This window comes from Nannocystis sp. (assembly GCF_016714285.1).
In the GTDB taxonomy this organism is placed as follows: Bacteria; Myxococcota_A; Polyangia; order Nannocystales; family Nannocystaceae; genus Nannocystis.
Window position 1 is genome coordinate 273582 of sequence record NZ_JADJNN010000038.1, and the last position, 15373, is coordinate 288954.

General features: G+C 71.8%; 12 protein-coding genes. 6 read left to right on the forward strand and 6 right to left on the reverse strand.

Annotated features, from left to right (window positions below; translation table 11 throughout):
- Positions 1-20: 20 nt before the first annotated feature.
- From IPJ59_RS34730 to IPJ59_RS34740, 3 genes are all read right to left on the reverse strand, one after another.
- The gene (locus IPJ59_RS34730; protein ID WP_293275546.1) at positions 21-1535 is read right to left on the reverse strand and encodes a hypothetical protein; all 1515 of its coding nucleotides are present in this window, start codon (positions 1533-1535) and stop codon (positions 21-23) included.
- A 63-nt stretch (positions 1536-1598) separates the two neighbouring features.
- The gene (gene def, locus IPJ59_RS34735; RefSeq protein ID WP_293246825.1) at positions 1599-2174 is read right to left on the reverse strand and encodes a peptide deformylase; all 576 of its coding nucleotides are present in this window, start codon (positions 2172-2174) and stop codon (positions 1599-1601) included.
- Positions 2175-2250: 76 nt separating this feature from the next.
- The gene (locus IPJ59_RS34740; RefSeq protein WP_293246828.1) at positions 2251-3942 is read right to left on the reverse strand and encodes an MXAN_5187 family protein; all 1692 of its coding nucleotides are present in this window, start codon (positions 3940-3942) and stop codon (positions 2251-2253) included.
- Between the two features lie 393 nt (positions 3943-4335).
- Here IPJ59_RS34740 and IPJ59_RS34745 point away from each other — a divergent pair, with 393 nt between their 5' ends.
- The 3 genes from IPJ59_RS34745 to selA are packed head-to-tail and all read left to right on the forward strand — an operon-like array spanning position 4336 to position 7973.
- A complete protein-coding gene (locus IPJ59_RS34745) occupies positions 4336-5949 on the forward strand; it encodes a ComEC/Rec2 family competence protein (protein ID WP_293246831.1) in 1614 nt (537 codons plus the stop codon).
- A 48-nt stretch (positions 5950-5997) separates the two neighbouring features.
- On the forward strand, positions 5998-6474 hold the full coding sequence (locus IPJ59_RS34750; RefSeq protein WP_293246834.1) for an FHA domain-containing protein: 477 nt from the start codon (positions 5998-6000) through the stop codon (positions 6472-6474).
- Positions 6462-7973, forward strand: a complete 1512-nt coding sequence (gene selA / locus IPJ59_RS34755; RefSeq protein ID WP_293275547.1) for an L-seryl-tRNA(Sec) selenium transferase — start codon at positions 6462-6464, stop codon at positions 7971-7973. The genes IPJ59_RS34750 and selA overlap by 13 nt, the downstream gene beginning before the upstream one ends.
- Positions 7974-8011: 38 nt before the next feature.
- On the opposite strand, the gene selB is transcribed toward selA, so the two are convergent.
- Positions 8012-10153, reverse strand: a complete 2142-nt coding sequence (gene selB, locus IPJ59_RS34760) for a selenocysteine-specific translation elongation factor (RefSeq protein ID WP_293275548.1) — start codon at positions 10151-10153, stop codon at positions 8012-8014.
- Between the two features lie 42 nt (positions 10154-10195).
- On the opposite strand from selB, the gene selD reads away from it, so the two are divergent.
- Positions 10196-11290, forward strand: a complete 1095-nt coding sequence (selD, locus tag IPJ59_RS34765) for a selenide, water dikinase SelD (protein ID WP_463673388.1) — start codon at positions 10196-10198, stop codon at positions 11288-11290.
- Between the two features lie 59 nt (positions 11291-11349).
- Here the strand turns inward: selD and IPJ59_RS34770 are convergent, their stop codons facing one another.
- On the reverse strand, positions 11350-11748 hold the full coding sequence (locus IPJ59_RS34770; RefSeq protein WP_293246842.1) for a PilZ domain-containing protein: 399 nt from the start codon (positions 11746-11748) through the stop codon (positions 11350-11352).
- Positions 11749-11767: 19 nt separating this feature from the next.
- Positions 11768-12541, reverse strand: coding sequence for a Stp1/IreP family PP2C-type Ser/Thr phosphatase (locus IPJ59_RS34775; RefSeq protein WP_293246845.1), 774 nt, complete (start codon positions 12539-12541; stop codon positions 11768-11770).
- A gap of 107 nt (positions 12542-12648) precedes the next feature.
- Here IPJ59_RS34775 and IPJ59_RS34780 point away from each other — a divergent pair, with 107 nt between their 5' ends.
- Positions 12649-13965, forward strand: a complete 1317-nt coding sequence (locus IPJ59_RS34780; RefSeq protein WP_293246848.1) for a CinA family nicotinamide mononucleotide deamidase-related protein — start codon at positions 12649-12651, stop codon at positions 13963-13965.
- A gap of 139 nt (positions 13966-14104) precedes the next feature.
- Positions 14105-15289 (forward strand): recombinase RecA, encoded by a 1185-nt coding sequence (gene recA / locus IPJ59_RS34785; protein WP_463673389.1) that lies wholly within the window; start codon positions 14105-14107, stop codon positions 15287-15289.
- Positions 15290-15373 lie beyond the last annotated feature (84 nt).

The window sequence follows — 15373 nt, forward strand, 5'->3', positions numbered from 1 at the left end:
CGTCGTGAAAAACGTCGCGGTCAGGGCGTGGGCGCGGGCTCGGCGGGGACGGGCTCGGGTGCGGGCCCGGGTGCGGGTGCGGGCTCGGGTGCAGCTGCGGGCTCGGGTGCAGGTGCGGGCTCGGATACGGGCGCGGGCTTGGCGTCTGGCTTGGCGTCTGGCTTGGCGTCTGGCTTGGCGTCTGGCTTGGCGTCTGGCTTGGCGTCTGGCTTGGCGTCGGCGCCTTTTTGCTTCTCCAGCGCCTCGGAGGGGGAGAGCTTGCCGTGTTTGCGGAGCTCCCACATCTCCTCGCGCTTCTTGCGGGCGGCCTCGATCTCCTCGGGGGTTCGCTTGAGCATCTTGCGCGAGCCGGCGGCGATCTGGTCGAGGATGAGGACGGCCTGGCTCTGGCTGAAGGCGCTGCGGAGGGTGACCTCTTTGCCGTCGAGGCTGAACTGGGTGTCGTCGTAGAAGCCGCGGACCATGCCACGGACGAGGAAGGGGACCTTCTCGTCGATGAAGCGCGGGAGGTCCTCCTTCCACTGGTTCTCGAAGCGCTTGGCGGCGACCGCGTCGAGGAACTCGGTCTTGATCATGAGCTCGGGGTCGGCCTTGGCCTCGGCCATGAGCTCGACGCTGTCGGGGATCTCGAACGGGCTCTTCTTGATCTTGACGCTGGCGTTGATGTCCTTCAGGACCAGCTGGAGGCCGGCGCGGGGCTCGCGAGCGGCGAAGGTCTTCATCTTCGTCAGGTTGGCGACGAAGTTGCCGGCGGTCTTCTTGCCGTCGTCGCTGTCGCGGGCGATCGAGGGCAGGAACTCCTCGCGCACGTAGACGGCGACTTTGTCGTCGAGGAAGACGAACCAGCGGGGGTCGCGGTCCTTCTCGGGGTCGGCGATGGGGACGGGGTTGCCCATGGTGCGGCCGTCCTTCACCACCCACTCGATGCGCTCGTCCTCGAGGGCCGCGGCGCGCTCGAGGCCGGCCTGCATCTCGGCCTGGGTGAGCTTGTACTCGACGGCGAGGAAGGTCTGGGTGAGGTCGCGGAGGTTGGGGCTGGCGATGACGAGGAAGTTGAAGTCGCGCAGGGCATGGAAGCCGCCGCCCTCGACGATGAATTGGAAGTCGGGGAGCGGCGCCATGATCTCGACGACGCTGTCGGCGAAGGGCAGGCCGGCGACCTTCTTGGCGTTGAGCAACATGTAGAAGTTGCTGTTGGCCGGGCCGAGCTCATCGACCTTGGAGTGCTTCTCGCCGAAGACCTTGGGCTTGGGCGGCTCGGGGGGCTTGTCCGCGGGCTTGGGGCCGTCGATGCCCTCGGGCGGGAGCTCGGGGCCGATCGGCTGCGGGACGACCTCGGGCTCGGGCGGAGGCTCGGGTGGCTTGGACTTGCCGAGCTCCTGCTCGGGGTCGACGAAGTCCATCTCGGTGAGCTCGAACTCGATGTCCGGGAGCTCGATGTCGACGTTGAAGCCGCAGCTGAGGCGGGCGATCGTCGACAGGTGCACGGCGGCCGAGCCGAGGGACGCGAGGATTGTTCTGCGCAGCGGGGTCACGGCGGCGGGCGGCGGCAACGATACCACCTGGTCGTCGGGAACGCTCGCGGGCCGCGGAGGCGCTCAGGAGCCGTAGTGCTCGACGATCTCCTTGACGTGCTCGCGGAAGCGGGCCTCGTGCTGGCGGGCGAATTCTTTCCACGTGCACAGGGTCCGCGGGTCCTCGACGCGGTCGATGAAGAGGGCGCCGGCGAGGTGGTCGCACTCGTGCTGGTAGGTGCCGGCCGTGATGCCACGGACCTCGGCGTCGATCGGGTTGCCGTGGCGGTCCCAGGCCTGCACGCGGAGCTCGACGTGGCGGCGGACGACGCCGCGGAGGTCGGGCACGGACAGGCAGCCCTCGTAGTTCTCGAACTTGGTCTCGGAGAGCGGGGTGAGCACGGGGTTGACGAGGATCGTGAGCGGGATCTTGGGCTTGTAGGGGTAGCGTGGGTTGTCGCTGACCTCCATCACACAGACCTGCACGGCCTCGTGGACCTGGTTGGCCGCGAGGCCGGCGCCGTTGGCGTCGTGCATGGTCTCGATCATGCTGTCGATGAAGCTCTGGAAGGCGTGGGTGTGGAGCTCGTCGCGGGTGACGGGGCGGGCCTTCTGGCGGAGGATCGGGTGGCCGATCTGGGCGACCTTGAGGATGGCCATGGTGGTTTCTCTCCTTAAACGAGGACGGCCGGACCCGTGGGTCCGGCCGTGAGGGTGGCGCGAGGTTGCAGTAAGTTCAACCGCGGACGACGCGGGCCTTGAGGGCGACCTTGCCGTCCTTGATGTAGACCGAGAACTGCACGTCCTTCACGTCGGGGCGCTTCATCAGCTCGGCCGTGTTGGCCCGCAGCTTGGTGGCGAACTTGTCGTAGGTGAAGTTGTCGATGCTCTCGTTGTTCTCGACCTTGAACTTGACGAACTCCTCGAAGACCTCCTGGTAGTAGGCCTCGCGCACGGCGTCGTCCTTGGCCGGCTCGGGCGCGTTGGGGTCGTTGTCGAGGGTCATCAGGTTGCCGATGACGGTCTCGCGGGAGCGCAGCGGCTTGGTCGCGGGCATCGTGAAGAAGCCGGGGCCGCGGCCGCCTGCCTGCGGTCCGCCAGCGGCGCTGGCCACCGGGGCGTGGGCGGTGGTCGGTGCCTCGTCGGGGACATCCTTGCGAGCCGGCTCGGCGGCGGAGGCAGAGGCGCCAGTGCGGCCTGGCGGGACGCGGCGGTTGGAGCGGGTCTGGTTGACGGCGGGCAGGCGACGCGAGACGCGGGCCTTGTCATCGCCGCCCTCATCGACGCCCTCGGCGGCCTGCAGGCTGGAGCGCAGGGCCTCGTGGAACTGGTGGGCGGCCTTGGCGAGCTCACCGATGGGGCCGTTGCCGTAGGTGTCGTAGAAGAGCTGCTGCTGGGTGCCGTTGCGCATCGCGTTGAACTCGGCGGTCAGGCGCTTGAGCGGGCCGGAGACCTCCATGTTCGGCAGGTAGAGCGCGAGGGCGAGGCTGAGTGCGAGGACGAAGATGAGGGCGAGCCAGTGCTCGCCGGTCATGCCGTTGTCCTTGGCCTCGCGGAGGGCGGGGAGCAGTTCTTTCTGGCCGGCGGCGGCGGTCTTGTCGGAGAGGACGACGAGGACGGTGCCGTTGTCGCCGGTGCCGGCGGGACCGGGGACGCGACCGACGGCGCCGATGCGGGCGCCGAGGCCCTCACCTACGCGGTGCACGTTGGAGGCGCCGACGGGGGGTGCGTCCTTGCCGTGCTCCGTGGCGAGCTTGGTGAAGGCGTCGCCGATGTTCTGGTCGTTGATCTTGGCGTTCTCGAGGGTGGTGCCGCCGCGGACCAGCGCGGCCGGGCTGCGGGTGCCGAGGATCTGGCGGAAGAAGGAGTTGGCGCCGAGGTCGAGCGGGTTGATCGCGACCAGGCGGATGCCGTTGCTCAGCGCCTCGGAGACCTTGACGACGGTGAGGGTGCCGTTGAGGGTCGCGGAGAACTGGGCCTCCTGCGTCGGCGCGACGGCGATGTACGCGGGGAGCTTGGCGACCTCGACGATCTTCTCGGTCTCGGCGCCGTGGGACGCGACCACTGCACCGGCGCTGTCGAACAGCGCGACGGTCATCAGCGGGTGGTCCTGGAGGAGGTTGTTGGCGGCGACGTTGGTCAGCGCCGACGGCACGTCGATACCGACGTAGTCCTTCGGCGGCGTGGCCGGTGGGAACAGGGCGCCCTTGAGGGTGGGGTCTTGCAGCATCGCGGGGGCGCGAGACACAGGCGATGCCTGGATCTCCGCCGCGAGCGCGGCGACGCCGGCTTCGGTCGTCGCTTGCAGCGCCGTACGATCGGCTTCGGTGAACCCACCCGCAGTGCCAAAGGACAACAGGAACATCCCCGCGAGGAAGGCCGTCGCGAGGCATGCAAGGATTGCAGCCCAGATCTTCGTCAGCAGCACGATTGGGCCTAGTGTATGGCCAGGGCGTGTGCGCTGGCAATTTCGCGATGCGTCTCGCGTGGTCTGAGCGAGATCACTCGCCGGGGGGTCGGGCACAGCAACGGGTCCGGGGGTCGTGCCGAATCGCGGGGCATGGCGACCCTGTTGCTGGCCCTCGCGTTTGCCGCCGGGACTTGTCTGGGGCTCGAGCTCGGGCCGTCCGGGCGCGCGCCGGCGATCCTTGCGCTGGCGGCCGCGCTGGCGGGGGTGGCGGCCCTCTGGCGGGGGTCGGGGCGGTTTCACGCGGCATGCGCAGGGGTGGCGCTGCTGCTCTGTGGGCGGCTCCATGGCGGACTGGCGGAGCGGCCGCCGGGGCCCTTTCCCGGCGGGGAGGGGGTGGTTCGTCTGGCTGTCGTGGGGGCCAGCACGCCGTATGGGGGTCGCTGCGAGGTCGAGGTCCGGCCGGTGGGGAGCGAGCAGCGCTGGCGATTGTGGGTCGATCCCGCGCGCTGTCCGCTGGCGGAGGGGCAGGAGGTGTGGGCTCTTGCCGGAGATCTCTCCTCGCCCGCGGCGCCCCGGTGGCCGGGGGACTGGCGGGGTCAGGGGGTCGACTTCGAGGTCTCGCAGCTGTGGCTCGCGGCGGCGGCGAGCGAGGGATGGATGCGCCGCTACTGGGCCGCGGTGGCGAGCTTGCGCCACGCGGGTGAGGCGTCGGCGCGTGGAGATCCGGCCCGCGGCTTCGTGCTCGCGGCTGTGCTTGGTCTGCCGGCGGCGCTGCCACCTGGTGAGCGCGGCGAGCTGCGACGAGCGGGGCTCGGGCATCTGGTGGCGGTGAGCGGGATGAACGTGGCGGTCGCGGCCCTGCTGCTGCGGGCGCCGCTGCTGCGCATCGGGCTGTTGCTCGGCGGATCGACGGCGCTGGCGTGCGTGCTGGCGTGGCTGCCGGTGGCGGCGTACGTGGGGCTGACGGGGGCCGCGGCGCCGGCCGTGCGGGCGGCCGTGATGTTCAGCCTCGTGCAGCTGGGGACGCTGCTCGGGCGACCGGCGCACGGGATGACGATGTTGGCGCTGGCGGCCGCGGGTCTGCTGGCCTGGTGGCCCGGGTGGGCGAGGGACCCCGGATTTCAGCTGTCGCTGGCCGCGATGGCGGCGCTGCTGCGACCGGTGGGGCCCGGGGAGGCGCCGCCGGGATTGCTGGCGCAGAGCTGGCACGTGACCTGGGCGACCTGTCCGATCGGGCTGATGCACTTCGGGCACGCGGCGGTGTGGGGGGTGCTCAGCAACCTCGTGGCGGTGCCGGTGTTCACGCTGTGGGTCGCGCCGCTGGGGACGCTCGGGTGTTTGCTGTGGCCGTGGGTCGGGGACGTCGCGCTGGTGCCGGCGGCGTGGGGTGGGCGGCTGGTGCTCGACCTCGCGGCGGTGGTCGCGTGGGCGCCGGAGATCCCGGGCATGGCGCTCGCGGGCGCGGCGGGGCTGATGCTGGCGCTGCGGTGGTCGCGGTGGTTGGGGACGCGCTGGCGTGCGGGTCTGCCGGGGCCGTGGATCTGCACGGCGACGATCGCGGCGGTGCTGGCGACGCGGCCCGGTGAGGGACCGACGCCGCCGGATTGGTTTGCGGTCGGTGGCAGTCGCGAGCAGGCGCTCGTGGTGCCGGCGTCGACGCGGGGGCTGGCGTGTGTCCGCGATCCCAACCTTAGTCCGGAGGCGTGGGGGCCCTTGCTCGCGGAGCTGGGCTATGTGGGGGTCGCGGGGCTGACGACGCGTCGCGGTGGTGAGCCGCCGCATCTGCTGGCGCTGCGAGAGCAGCTGCAACGCGAGGGGCTGTGGCGGCCGACGCCGGGCTGCGAGGCGACGCCGGAGATCGCGGTGCGCACGGCGATGAAGGCCTGTCTGGCGCGTACGGGGCAGAAGACGGCGGCGCTGCGGGCCGGGCCGGAGTGCTTCGTCGGCGGCGCGTGGGTGTCGCTGGCGACGGACGGGCCCGTGCTGGCGGCGCTGCGTGAGGTCGGGAGGCGGATGAGGTGGTGAGTCGAGCTCGTGGCAAGCGCTGTCCGGAGGGATAGACTCGCGCCGACGATGGCCGAGGAGCTGACGATCGCGGTGCGCGAGCAGACGGGCGTGGACGCCGGTCGCGTGCACCAGCTCGGGCTCGGTCGTCACGTGATCGGGCGCGACCCGGCGGCGGCGATCCAGCTGCGCAGCACGGACGTGTCGCGTCAGCACGCGCTGCTTGAGGTGGGGATCGACGCGATCACGCTCACGGACCTCGGCAGCAAGAACGGGATCCACCTGAAGCGGAAGCAGGGGGCCACGCGGCTGCCGGGTCCGACGCGCGTCGGCGACGGGGCGGTGATCGATGTCGGCGGGATCGAGTTGCTCATCGTGCATCCGGGGGCGCAGGTCGAGGGGGCGCTCAGCCGCTTCGGCGAGGCGACGGTCACCCGCGTCATCGGTGACGGCTCGCGCGGGGGGCGAGGCGCGGCGGTGCTGGTGCCGCTGCTGCTGACGGCGATGTTCGCGGCGCTGATCGGGGTGCTGCTGTGGCTGGGCTGAAGCTCCCGCGCGTCGATGCGATCCTGGCCCACCCGAGCCTGGCGGGGCACCCGGCTGCGTACGCGCTGAAGAAGCGGGCGGTGCAAGAGGCGCTGGCGCGGCGGCGGGCGGGGCTGCGCGGTCTGGCTGTCCCGGGGGACAGGTCGGAGGACGCCGGGGAGGCGGCGGATGGGGCTGTCCCGGGGGACAGGTCGGGCGGGGTGGATGGGGCTGTCCTGGGGGACAGGTCGGGTGGGGCTGTCTCGGGGGACAGGTCGGGCGGGGTGGATGGGGCTGTCCTGGGGGACAGGTCGGGTGGGGCTGTCTCGGGGGACAGGTCGGACGAGGTGGCGGCGGTGGCGACGGCGGTGGCGACGGCGCTGAGCGGGCTGCTGGTGGCGCGGCCGCGGGTGCTGCTCAACGCAACGGGGGTGCTGCTGCATACGAACCTCGGGCGGGCGCCGCTGGCGGTGGAGGCGGTGGCGGCGATGGTGGCTGCGGCCGGGAGCTGCGAGCTCGAGTTCATGGTGGAGAGCGGGCAGCGTGGCTCGCGGATGGCGTGGTTGCGGCCGCTGCTGCAGGCGCTGCTGGGGGCGGAGGACGTGCATGTGGTGAACAACGGGGCGGCGGCGCTGCTGCTGGCGTGCACGACGCTGGGGCGTCCCGGCGGGGTGGTGCTGTCACGCGGGCAGATGGTGGAGATCGGTGACGGGTTTCGCGTGGCGGAGATGGCGGGGGCGGGCGGGGTGCCGGTGGTCGCGGTGGGGAGCACCAACCGCACGCACGTGGGTGACTACGCGGCGGCGCTGGACGGCGGGGCGGCGGCGATCTTGTGGGTGCACCTCAGCAATTTCAGTCAGGCGGGCTTCGTGGCCCAGCCGGAGCTGGCGACGCTGGCCGGGCTGGCGCGCGAGCGCGGGGTGCCGCTGCTGGCGGACCTCGGGTCGGGCTCGCTCGGGGGGCTGCCGGGCGATGAGCCGACAGTGCAGGCGTATCTGGCCGCGGGCGCCGATCTGGTGTGCTTCAGCGGGGACAAGCTGCTCGGCGGGCCGCAGGCGGGGCTGGTGGCGGGCCGCGGCGAGCTGGTGGCGCGCTGTCGCAGGCACCCGCTGGCCCGCGCGTTGCGGCCGGACAAGACGACGATCGCGGCGTTGCACGCGACGGCGGCGGTGCACGCTCGCGGCGAGGCGCGGACGCTGCCCCTGTACGCGATGATCGCGGCGACGCTGCCGGAGCTGCGCGCGCGCGCCGAGGCGATCGTCGACGCGCTCGCCTGGCCGCGCAGCTGCGTGCGTGACAGCGAGGCGACGGTCGGCGGCGGGTCGCTGCCGGGGGACGTGATCGCCAGCGTGGCGATCGCGGTGCCGGGTCGGCGGCCTGAGCGGGCGGCGGCGCAGCTGCGGCTCGGCTCGCCGGCGGTGGTCGGGAGGGTGCACGCGGGGGCGCTGCTGCTCGACCTGCGCTCGTTGCCGCCGGACAGCGACGCGGGGTTGATCGCGGCGCTGCGCGGGCTGGCCTGAGGGACAGGTTGTCGGGCTTGCGCGGGCTGGCCTGAGGGTCAGAGGCGGGGGCCGGGGACGCGGAGGTCGCCCTGGCGGCGGGAGATCTGGAGGCGGTCGAGGTGCTCGAGGAAGGGGACCACGAACTTGCGCGAGAGGCCGGTGAGGGCCTTGAGGGCCTGGACGTCGAGGGTGCGGTGCTGTTGGAGGTGTTCGCGGGCGCGGGCGACGAGGGCCTCGTGGTGTTCGCGGGCCAGCGAGAGGTCGGGTGAGACGCGGACGATCGCGCCGGATCTCTGGAGCGCGCCGAGGGCCTCGAGGGCCTGGCGTTCGCCCAGGCCGACCTGGTCCTGGATCTCGCGCAGGGTCGGCGGGGCGATGCCGGCGTTGCGGAACAGGTCGAGCACCGCCTGGACCTGCGGTGGGAGGCCGGGGTCGGCGGTGCTGGTGGAGGGTCGCGTGAGCAGGTCGCCCTCGGCGCGCAGCAGGCCGCAGGCGACGGCGTGGGCGACGGCGGCGTGGGCGACGTCGGGGGCGACGCGCCCGGGCAGGCCTCCGACGGCGGCGGCGCGGCCGAGGCCGGGCTGCAGGGGGTGGGCCTCCTGGAAGCGGGCGACGTGGGCGGCGGCGGCGGTGGCGAGCGGGCCGAGCACGGCGGCGTCGACGAAGCGGGGCTCGCCGAGCGCGATGAGCTCGCGGGTGCTGAGCATGTCTGAGAGGACAGGTTCAAGCTCGACGACGCCGCTGCGGCGCTCGAGCTCGTCGCGCGCGCAGCCGAGGGCGCCGGCGTCGCGCAGGAGGGCGCGGACGCGGGCGCTGGGGCTGAGGTCGAGGAGGGCGCGGGCGAGGGCCAGCCAGCGCGGGCGCTGGCCGCGGCCGCTGCCTGGCGTGGGGTCGAGGAGTTGGCCGCCGCCGACGGTGTGGCCGTGCTGGCGCGAGGCGGCGTTGTTGCGGGCGCTGCGGACGATCAGGCGCTGGCCGTGCCACAGCGGGAGCGGGGCGTCGAGGCGGAGGCGGACCAGCGCGGTCGCGCCGGGTGGGACGGTGAGGCGGGCGGGGCGGGGTGTCTCTTGGGACAGGTCGGTGGTGGCTGTCCCTGGGGACAGGTCGGTTGTGCGGGTTGTGCGGGGCGTCGCTTGGGGCAGGTCGGTGGAAGCAGTGCGGGTTGTGCGTGGTGTCTCTGGGGACAGGTTCGCGGTGGCTGTATCTTGGGACAGGTCGGTGAGGAGGGCGAGGGGGTCGATGCGGGCGGTGGTGTGGGCTGTGCCGGCGCAGAGCTCGATGGTGGTGCCGCTGCGCCAGGGGTGCTCGTCGTGGGGGAGGTGGGTGAGGATCGCCAGGCAGACCTGGCTGCGGGTGACGCGGGGGCCGCTCGAGATCACGTCGCCGCGGGCGAGCTCGTCGGTGGCGATGTTGCCGAGGTTGAGGGCGACGCGGGAGCCGGCGGGGGCCTGCTCGCAGGCTTCGGCGCGGACGTGGAGGGCGCGGGCGCGGAGCTCGCGAGGCTCGCGTTGGGGGCCGGTGGGGATGAGCTGGAGGGCGCGCTCGCGGCCGAGGTCGAGGCGGCCGGACAGGAGGGTACCGGTGGCGACGGTGCCGTGGCCCTTGACCGCGAAGACGCGGTCGATCGGGACGATCGGTCGGTCGCGCAGCGGGCGTGGTGGGATCGCGGCGGCGAGCTTGCGGATCGCGGCCGTGAGTGCTGGCAGGCCCTCGCCGGAGTGCGCGGAGCAGGGCACGATCGGGAGGTCGGCGAGGCCGGGGGCGAGGCCCTGGAGGGCGGCGCGGACGTCGTCGACGGCGAGCTGCACGGCCTCGGGGTCGCCGCCCAGGCGGTCGACCTTGGTCAGGGCGACGACGCCATGGCGCAGGCCGAGCAGCTGGCACACGTGCAGGTGCTCGCGGGTCTGCGGCATCACGCCGTCCTCGGCCGAGACCACGAGGAGGACGGCGTCGATGCCTCCGGCGCCGGCGACCATCGTGCGCACGAAGGCCTCGTGGCCGGGGACGTCGACGATGCTGGCGGAGACGCCGGGGCCGAGCTCCCAGGCGGCGAAGCCGAGCTCGATGGTGATGCCGCGGCGCTTCTCCTCGGGGAGGCGGTCGGTGTCGATGCCGGTGAGGGCGCGGACGAGGGAGGTCTTGCCGTGGTCGATGTGTCCGGCCGTGCCGAGGACGAGGGCGCGGTGGGTCCGGGCCATGGTGGGCGAGTGTATCAGCAAGCTGGGGTACACTCCGCGGCCATGACGGACACGAGGGACGACGTCTTGCACCCACGCCTGACCCAGCTCGCGCGTGGAGGTGGTTGAGCCGCGAAGCTTCGGCTCGGCGACCTGGTTCAGGTGCTCGAGGGCGTGCTCCCGCCCGGTCAGCGGAGCCCTCCGGAGGGAGTGATCGTCGGCGCCGAGTATGCTGACGACGCGGCGGTCGTGCGCCTCGCGGAGGACGGCGAGCGCTGCCTCGTGTTGACGACCGACGTGATCGCACCGATCGTCGACGACCCGGAGCTGTTCGGGGAGATCGCGGCTGTCAACGCGCTGTCCGACGTGTACGCGATGGGCGGGGCGCCGCGCTTCGTGCTCAACCTCGTGTTCTTCTGCGACGAGCGGCTGCCGCTGTCGGTGCTGCACGCGGTGCTGCGCGGCGGGGCCCGGGCCTGCGCGCGGGCCGGGGCCCCGGTGGTCGGCGGTCACAGCGTGCGCGACCCGGAGATCAAGTACGGGCTGGCGGTCACGGGTGAGCTGATGCGGCCGCAGTTGCTGTCGAATCGGACGGCGCGGGCGGGGCAGCTGCTGGTGCTGAGCAAGGCGCTGGGGACCGGGGTGATCGGGACGGCGATCAAGCAGGGCGTCGCGAGCGCGGAGGAGCTGGCGGCCGCGGTCGCGAGCATGACCTGTCTCAACGACCAGGCGCTGGCGGCGGCCCGCAGTCATGGGGTCAGCGCGTGCACGGACGTGACGGGCTTCGGTCTGCTCGGGCACCTGCGCAACATCTTGCGGGGCTCGTCGCTGGCGGCGCGGCTGTTCATGCCGCGCTTGCCGGCGCTGCCGGGGGCGCTGGGGCACATCGAGGCCGGGCGGGTGCCGGGCGGGAGTCGGGCCAACCTCGAGTTTGTGGCGGAGCAGCTGCGGGTGCGCGGGGTGGAAGATCGGCGGCGCTTGTTGCTGGCGGCGGACGCCCAGACCAGCGGCGGGTTGCTGCTCACGGTCGACGCGGAGCGGGCGGAGGGGCTGTGTCGGGAGCTCGAGTCACGCGGGCAGGTCGGCGTGGTCGTCGGCGAGTTGCTGGCGGCGGACGAGGCCTTGCCGGTCGGGACGACGATCGTCGACTACACGTAGCTCGCTGCCGACCGGACGGGGCGGACGACGATCGTCGACGACGCGTAGCGAGCCCGTAGCTAGGGCTTGTCGTTGCTGTCGAGGTAGGCGATCGCGCGGACGATCTCCAGCAGGCGCGAGCGGGTCTTGGGCGAGGTGTGGTGGAAGCGGACGCCCATGCCGGGGACGGCGTCGGGGCGGGCGCTGGTGTTCCACATGACCTCGCCGGTGAGCTCCAGGCGGCGGGGCGGCGGGTCGCCCTTGGTGTCGGTGGAGGAGATGGTCGCTGGCGGGGTGAAGCCCAGCTCGAGCATGGTGCCGACCGGCAGCGGGGAGTCGGTGCGGATGAAGATGCCCATCGACGAGATGTCGGTGATGTACGCGTAGAGGAAGGTGTCACCGGAGCCGCCGGCGCTGCAGTCGACCTCGAGGTGGACGGGGTGACGGGTCTCGCTGCGGCGGTTGGTGGGGTCGGTCATCGGCGCAGCACCGGCTCGCTCAGAGGTTGCACTGGATGAGCATGGCGGTGATGTTGTCGGTGCCGCCGGCGCGGTTGGCCTGCTCGATGAGCTCGGCGACGGCGTTCTCGAGGGTGCTGGCTTCGCGGACGATGCGGCCGATGGTCTTGTCGTCGAGCATGCCGCACAGGCCGTCGCTGCACAGCACGAACTGGTCGCCGTCGCGGATCTCGTGCTTTGAGATGTCGACGACGACCGTGTCGCGCATACCGAGCGCGCGGGTGATGACGTTCTTGTGGGGGAAGTTGCGAGCCTCCTCCTCGGACATGTCGGGGCGGGCGTCCTTGTAGTCCTCGAGCAGCGAGTGGTCGCGGGTGATCTGCTTGATGCCGTCCTGTGACACGCGATAGCAGCGCGAGTCGCCGACGTGGGCGACGTAGACGCAGTCGCCGACGAACATGCAGCCGACGAGCGTGGTGCCCATGCCGCGCAGGTTCGGGTTCTTCTGGGCGGCGTCGAAGATGCGCGCGTTGGCCAGGCGGACGGCCGCGACCATGCGGTTCTCCGGATAGGACAGGCCGGGGTCGTAGCGGTACGGCCAGGTCGCGTCCATGTCCTTGGAGTGTTGGTAGAACTCGCTGATCACGTCGCCGGACAGCTTGCTGGCCACCTCTCCGCAGGCGTGACCTCCCATGCCGTCAGCGACGAGGAAGACCTTCTCGTCCTCGATGAGGGAGAAGTAGTCCTCGTTGTGAGCCCGTTTCATGCCCACATCGGTTTTGGCGGCGTAGCGAAGTCGCACAATGGCTTTCATCCTAGCCCAGCGAGCGCTTCGCTGGAAGGGGGCTGCGCACGTTGCGCGAGATCGCGCGAGCGTGCAGCGGGCCTGAAATTGCGGGGAAGGTGTTAGCTTCGCGGGGCATGGTCACGGCACAGATCCTCACCATCGGCGACGAATTGCTGTCGGGCGACACGGTCAACTCGAACCTGGCCTACCTCGGGGAGCGCTGCCGGAGGCTGGGCATCGCGGTGATTCGTGCGCTTTCGGTCCGGGACCGGATCGATGAGATCGTGGCGGCGCTGGTGGAGGTCGGTGACTGGGCCGATCTCTGTCTGGTCTCCGGCGGTCTCGGGCCGACCTCGGACGATCTGACGGCCGAGGCGGTGGCGAGGGCCTGCGGTGTGCCCCTGGAGCGCAACGCCGAGGCCGAGGTGACGGTCGCGGCGATGTTCGCCCGCTTTGGTCGGCCGATGCCGGAGATCAACCGCAAGCAGGCCGATCTGCCGGCCGGGGCCGACATGCTGTTCAACCCGATCGGCACGGCGCCGGGCTTTGCCGTCCGCTTGCCGGAGTCGGCCGCGACTGGCCGACGCTGCTACGTGGCCTGTATGCCGGGTGTGCCGCGGGAGATGAAGCGGATGATGGCCGAGCAGATCGAGCCACGGCTGGCACGGGAGCTGACGCTGCAGACGACACCGCGGCGGGTGTACCGGGCGATCGGTCGCGGCGAGTCGGCCATCGCGGTGGACATCGAGCCGATCGTGGCGGCCGCCCGCGGCCGGTCGCCTGGGCTGACCAACCTCTACCTTCATTACCGGGCCGCGGCGCCGCAGGTGTTGATCATCGCCGAGGGCACGGCGGGCCCGGATGGGGCACGGGCCACGGCCGAGGAGCTGGCCGGGCTCGATGCGCCGTTCGTGGAGGCGCTGCAACCGGCGCTCTACGGGCTCGGTGAGGCCGATCTGCCGGCGCGGGTGGTGGCGGCGCTGAGGGCCGCCGGCAAGACGGTGGCCACGGCCGAGTCGTGCACTGGTGGCCGGGTCGGGGCGCTGCTCACCGAGGTGCCGGGGGCCTCGGCCTGTTATCAAGGCGGGGTGATCGCGTACGACAATCGGGTCAAGCAGGGGCTTTTAGGGGTCGCGGCGGCCGATCTGGCGGAGCACGGGGCGGTGTCCGAGCCAGTCGCGCGGGCGCTGGCCACGGGGGTCTTGCGGGCGCTCGGCACCGACTTCGCGGTGGCCACGACCGGCATCGCCGGGCCCGATGGCGGCAGCCCGGAGAAGCCGGTCGGCACCGTGGACATCGCGGTGGCCGACGCCGATGGCTGCAGCTACAAGCGTCTGCGCCTGCACGGCGAGCGGGGCCTGATCCAGCACATGGCGGCGTTGTGGGCGCTGAAGCTGCTGTGGGACCGTTTGGTTGAGCGGGGCCTGGCCCGGGTCGAGCTGCTCGACTGACTGAATTTTGGCGGACGCGCGGCGGCCGAGCGGGGCCGACGAGTCAAGCGCGGGGCGGGCTTTTACGCTCGACACGGAACACTTGTTCTCCTATAGATCATGCGCCGGCGCTAACTAGCGCGCGAGGACACCAAATTCCATGGCCAACGTACCGACCACTACCCCCCCTGTGAATCAGCGAGACTCCGCGATCGACCTGGCGCTGGCGACGATCGAGAAGCAGTTCGGCAAGGGATCGATCATGCGGCTCAGCAAGGACGGGAAGCTCCCGGCCGGCGATGTCAGCGTGATCCCGACCGGCGCCTTGCCGCTGGACATCGCGCTCGGCATCGGCGGGCTGCCGCGTGGGCGAATCGTGGAGATCTACGGGCCGGAGTCGTCTGGCAAGACCACGCTGACCCTGCACGCGATCGCCGAGGCCCAGCGGCGCGGAGGCGTGTGCGCCTTCATCGACGCGGAACACGCGCTCGACGTGGGCTACGCGAGAAAGATCGGTGTACGCACAGACGATCTCCTCGTCTCGCAGCCGGACTTCGGCGAGCAGGCGCTGGAGATCTGCGACACCCTGGTCCGCTCCGGGGCGATCGACATCATCGTCATCGACTCAGTCGCCGCCCTGACGCCGAAGGCCGAGCTCGAGGGTGAGATGGGCGACAGCCACGTCGGCCTGCAGGCGCGACTGATGAGCCAGGCGCTGCGCAAGCTGACGGGCTCGGTCGCCCGCACGCGCGCCATGGTGATCTTCATCAACCAGCTGCGCATGAAGATCGGTGTGATGTTCGGCAGCCCGGAGACGACCACCGGCGGCAACGCGCTGAAGTTCTACGCGTCGATCCGGCTCGACATCCGCCGCATCGGTGCGATCAAGGACGGCGAGCAGGTCGTCGGCAACCGCACGCGCGTGAAGGTCGTCAAGAACAAGCTGGCGCCGCCGTTCCGCGAGGTGGAATTCGACATCACCTACGGCGAGGGCGTGTCCCGCGAGGGCTCGGTGGTCGACCTGGGCGTTGAGCTCAAGGTGGTCGAGAAGTCGGGCGCGTGGCTGTCGTACAAGGGCGATCGCATCGGCCAGGGCCGCGAGAACGCCAAGAAGTTCCTCAAGGAGAACCCCGACATCTACGCGAAGATCGAGGCGGAGATCCTGGCCAAGAGCAACATCGTGGTGAACACGACGAACCTCGCCGGGGTGTCGGACAACCCGCTGGTCGAGGCGGCCCGGGTCGAGGCGGCGGCGGCGGCCAAGCCGGCGGGGTCGCCGGTGAAGGTCGTGCCCTCGCAGCCGGAGGAGGCCAAGCGCCCGCCGGCCAAGGCCGCGGGCAAGTAGGCGCTACCTGTCGTCCCGGGCAGCTGGTCGAGCTGTCCTGGGGGACAGGTGCGGGCGCTCACCGGCCGAGGCCGTCGAGCTGTC

Coding starts and splice junctions, on each gene's coding strand:
- IPJ59_RS34780 (WP_293246848.1), top strand. CDS start 12,649: ATGGTCACGGCACAGATCCTCACCATCGGCGACGAATTGCTGTCGGGC.
- IPJ59_RS34770 (WP_293246842.1), bottom strand. CDS start 11,748: ATGACCGACCCCACCAACCGCCGCAGCGAGACCCGTCACCCCGTCCAC.
- IPJ59_RS34775 (WP_293246845.1), bottom strand. CDS start 12,541: ATGAAAGCCATTGTGCGACTTCGCTACGCCGCCAAAACCGATGTGGGC.
- recA (WP_463673389.1), top strand. CDS start 14,105: ATGGCCAACGTACCGACCACTACCCCCCCTGTGAATCAGCGAGACTCC.
- IPJ59_RS34750 (WP_293246834.1), top strand. CDS start 5,998: ATGGCCGAGGAGCTGACGATCGCGGTGCGCGAGCAGACGGGCGTGGAC.
- selB (WP_293275548.1), bottom strand. CDS start 10,153: ATGGCCCGGACCCACCGCGCCCTCGTCCTCGGCACGGCCGGACACATC.
- def (WP_293246825.1), bottom strand. CDS start 2,174: ATGGCCATCCTCAAGGTCGCCCAGATCGGCCACCCGATCCTCCGCCAG.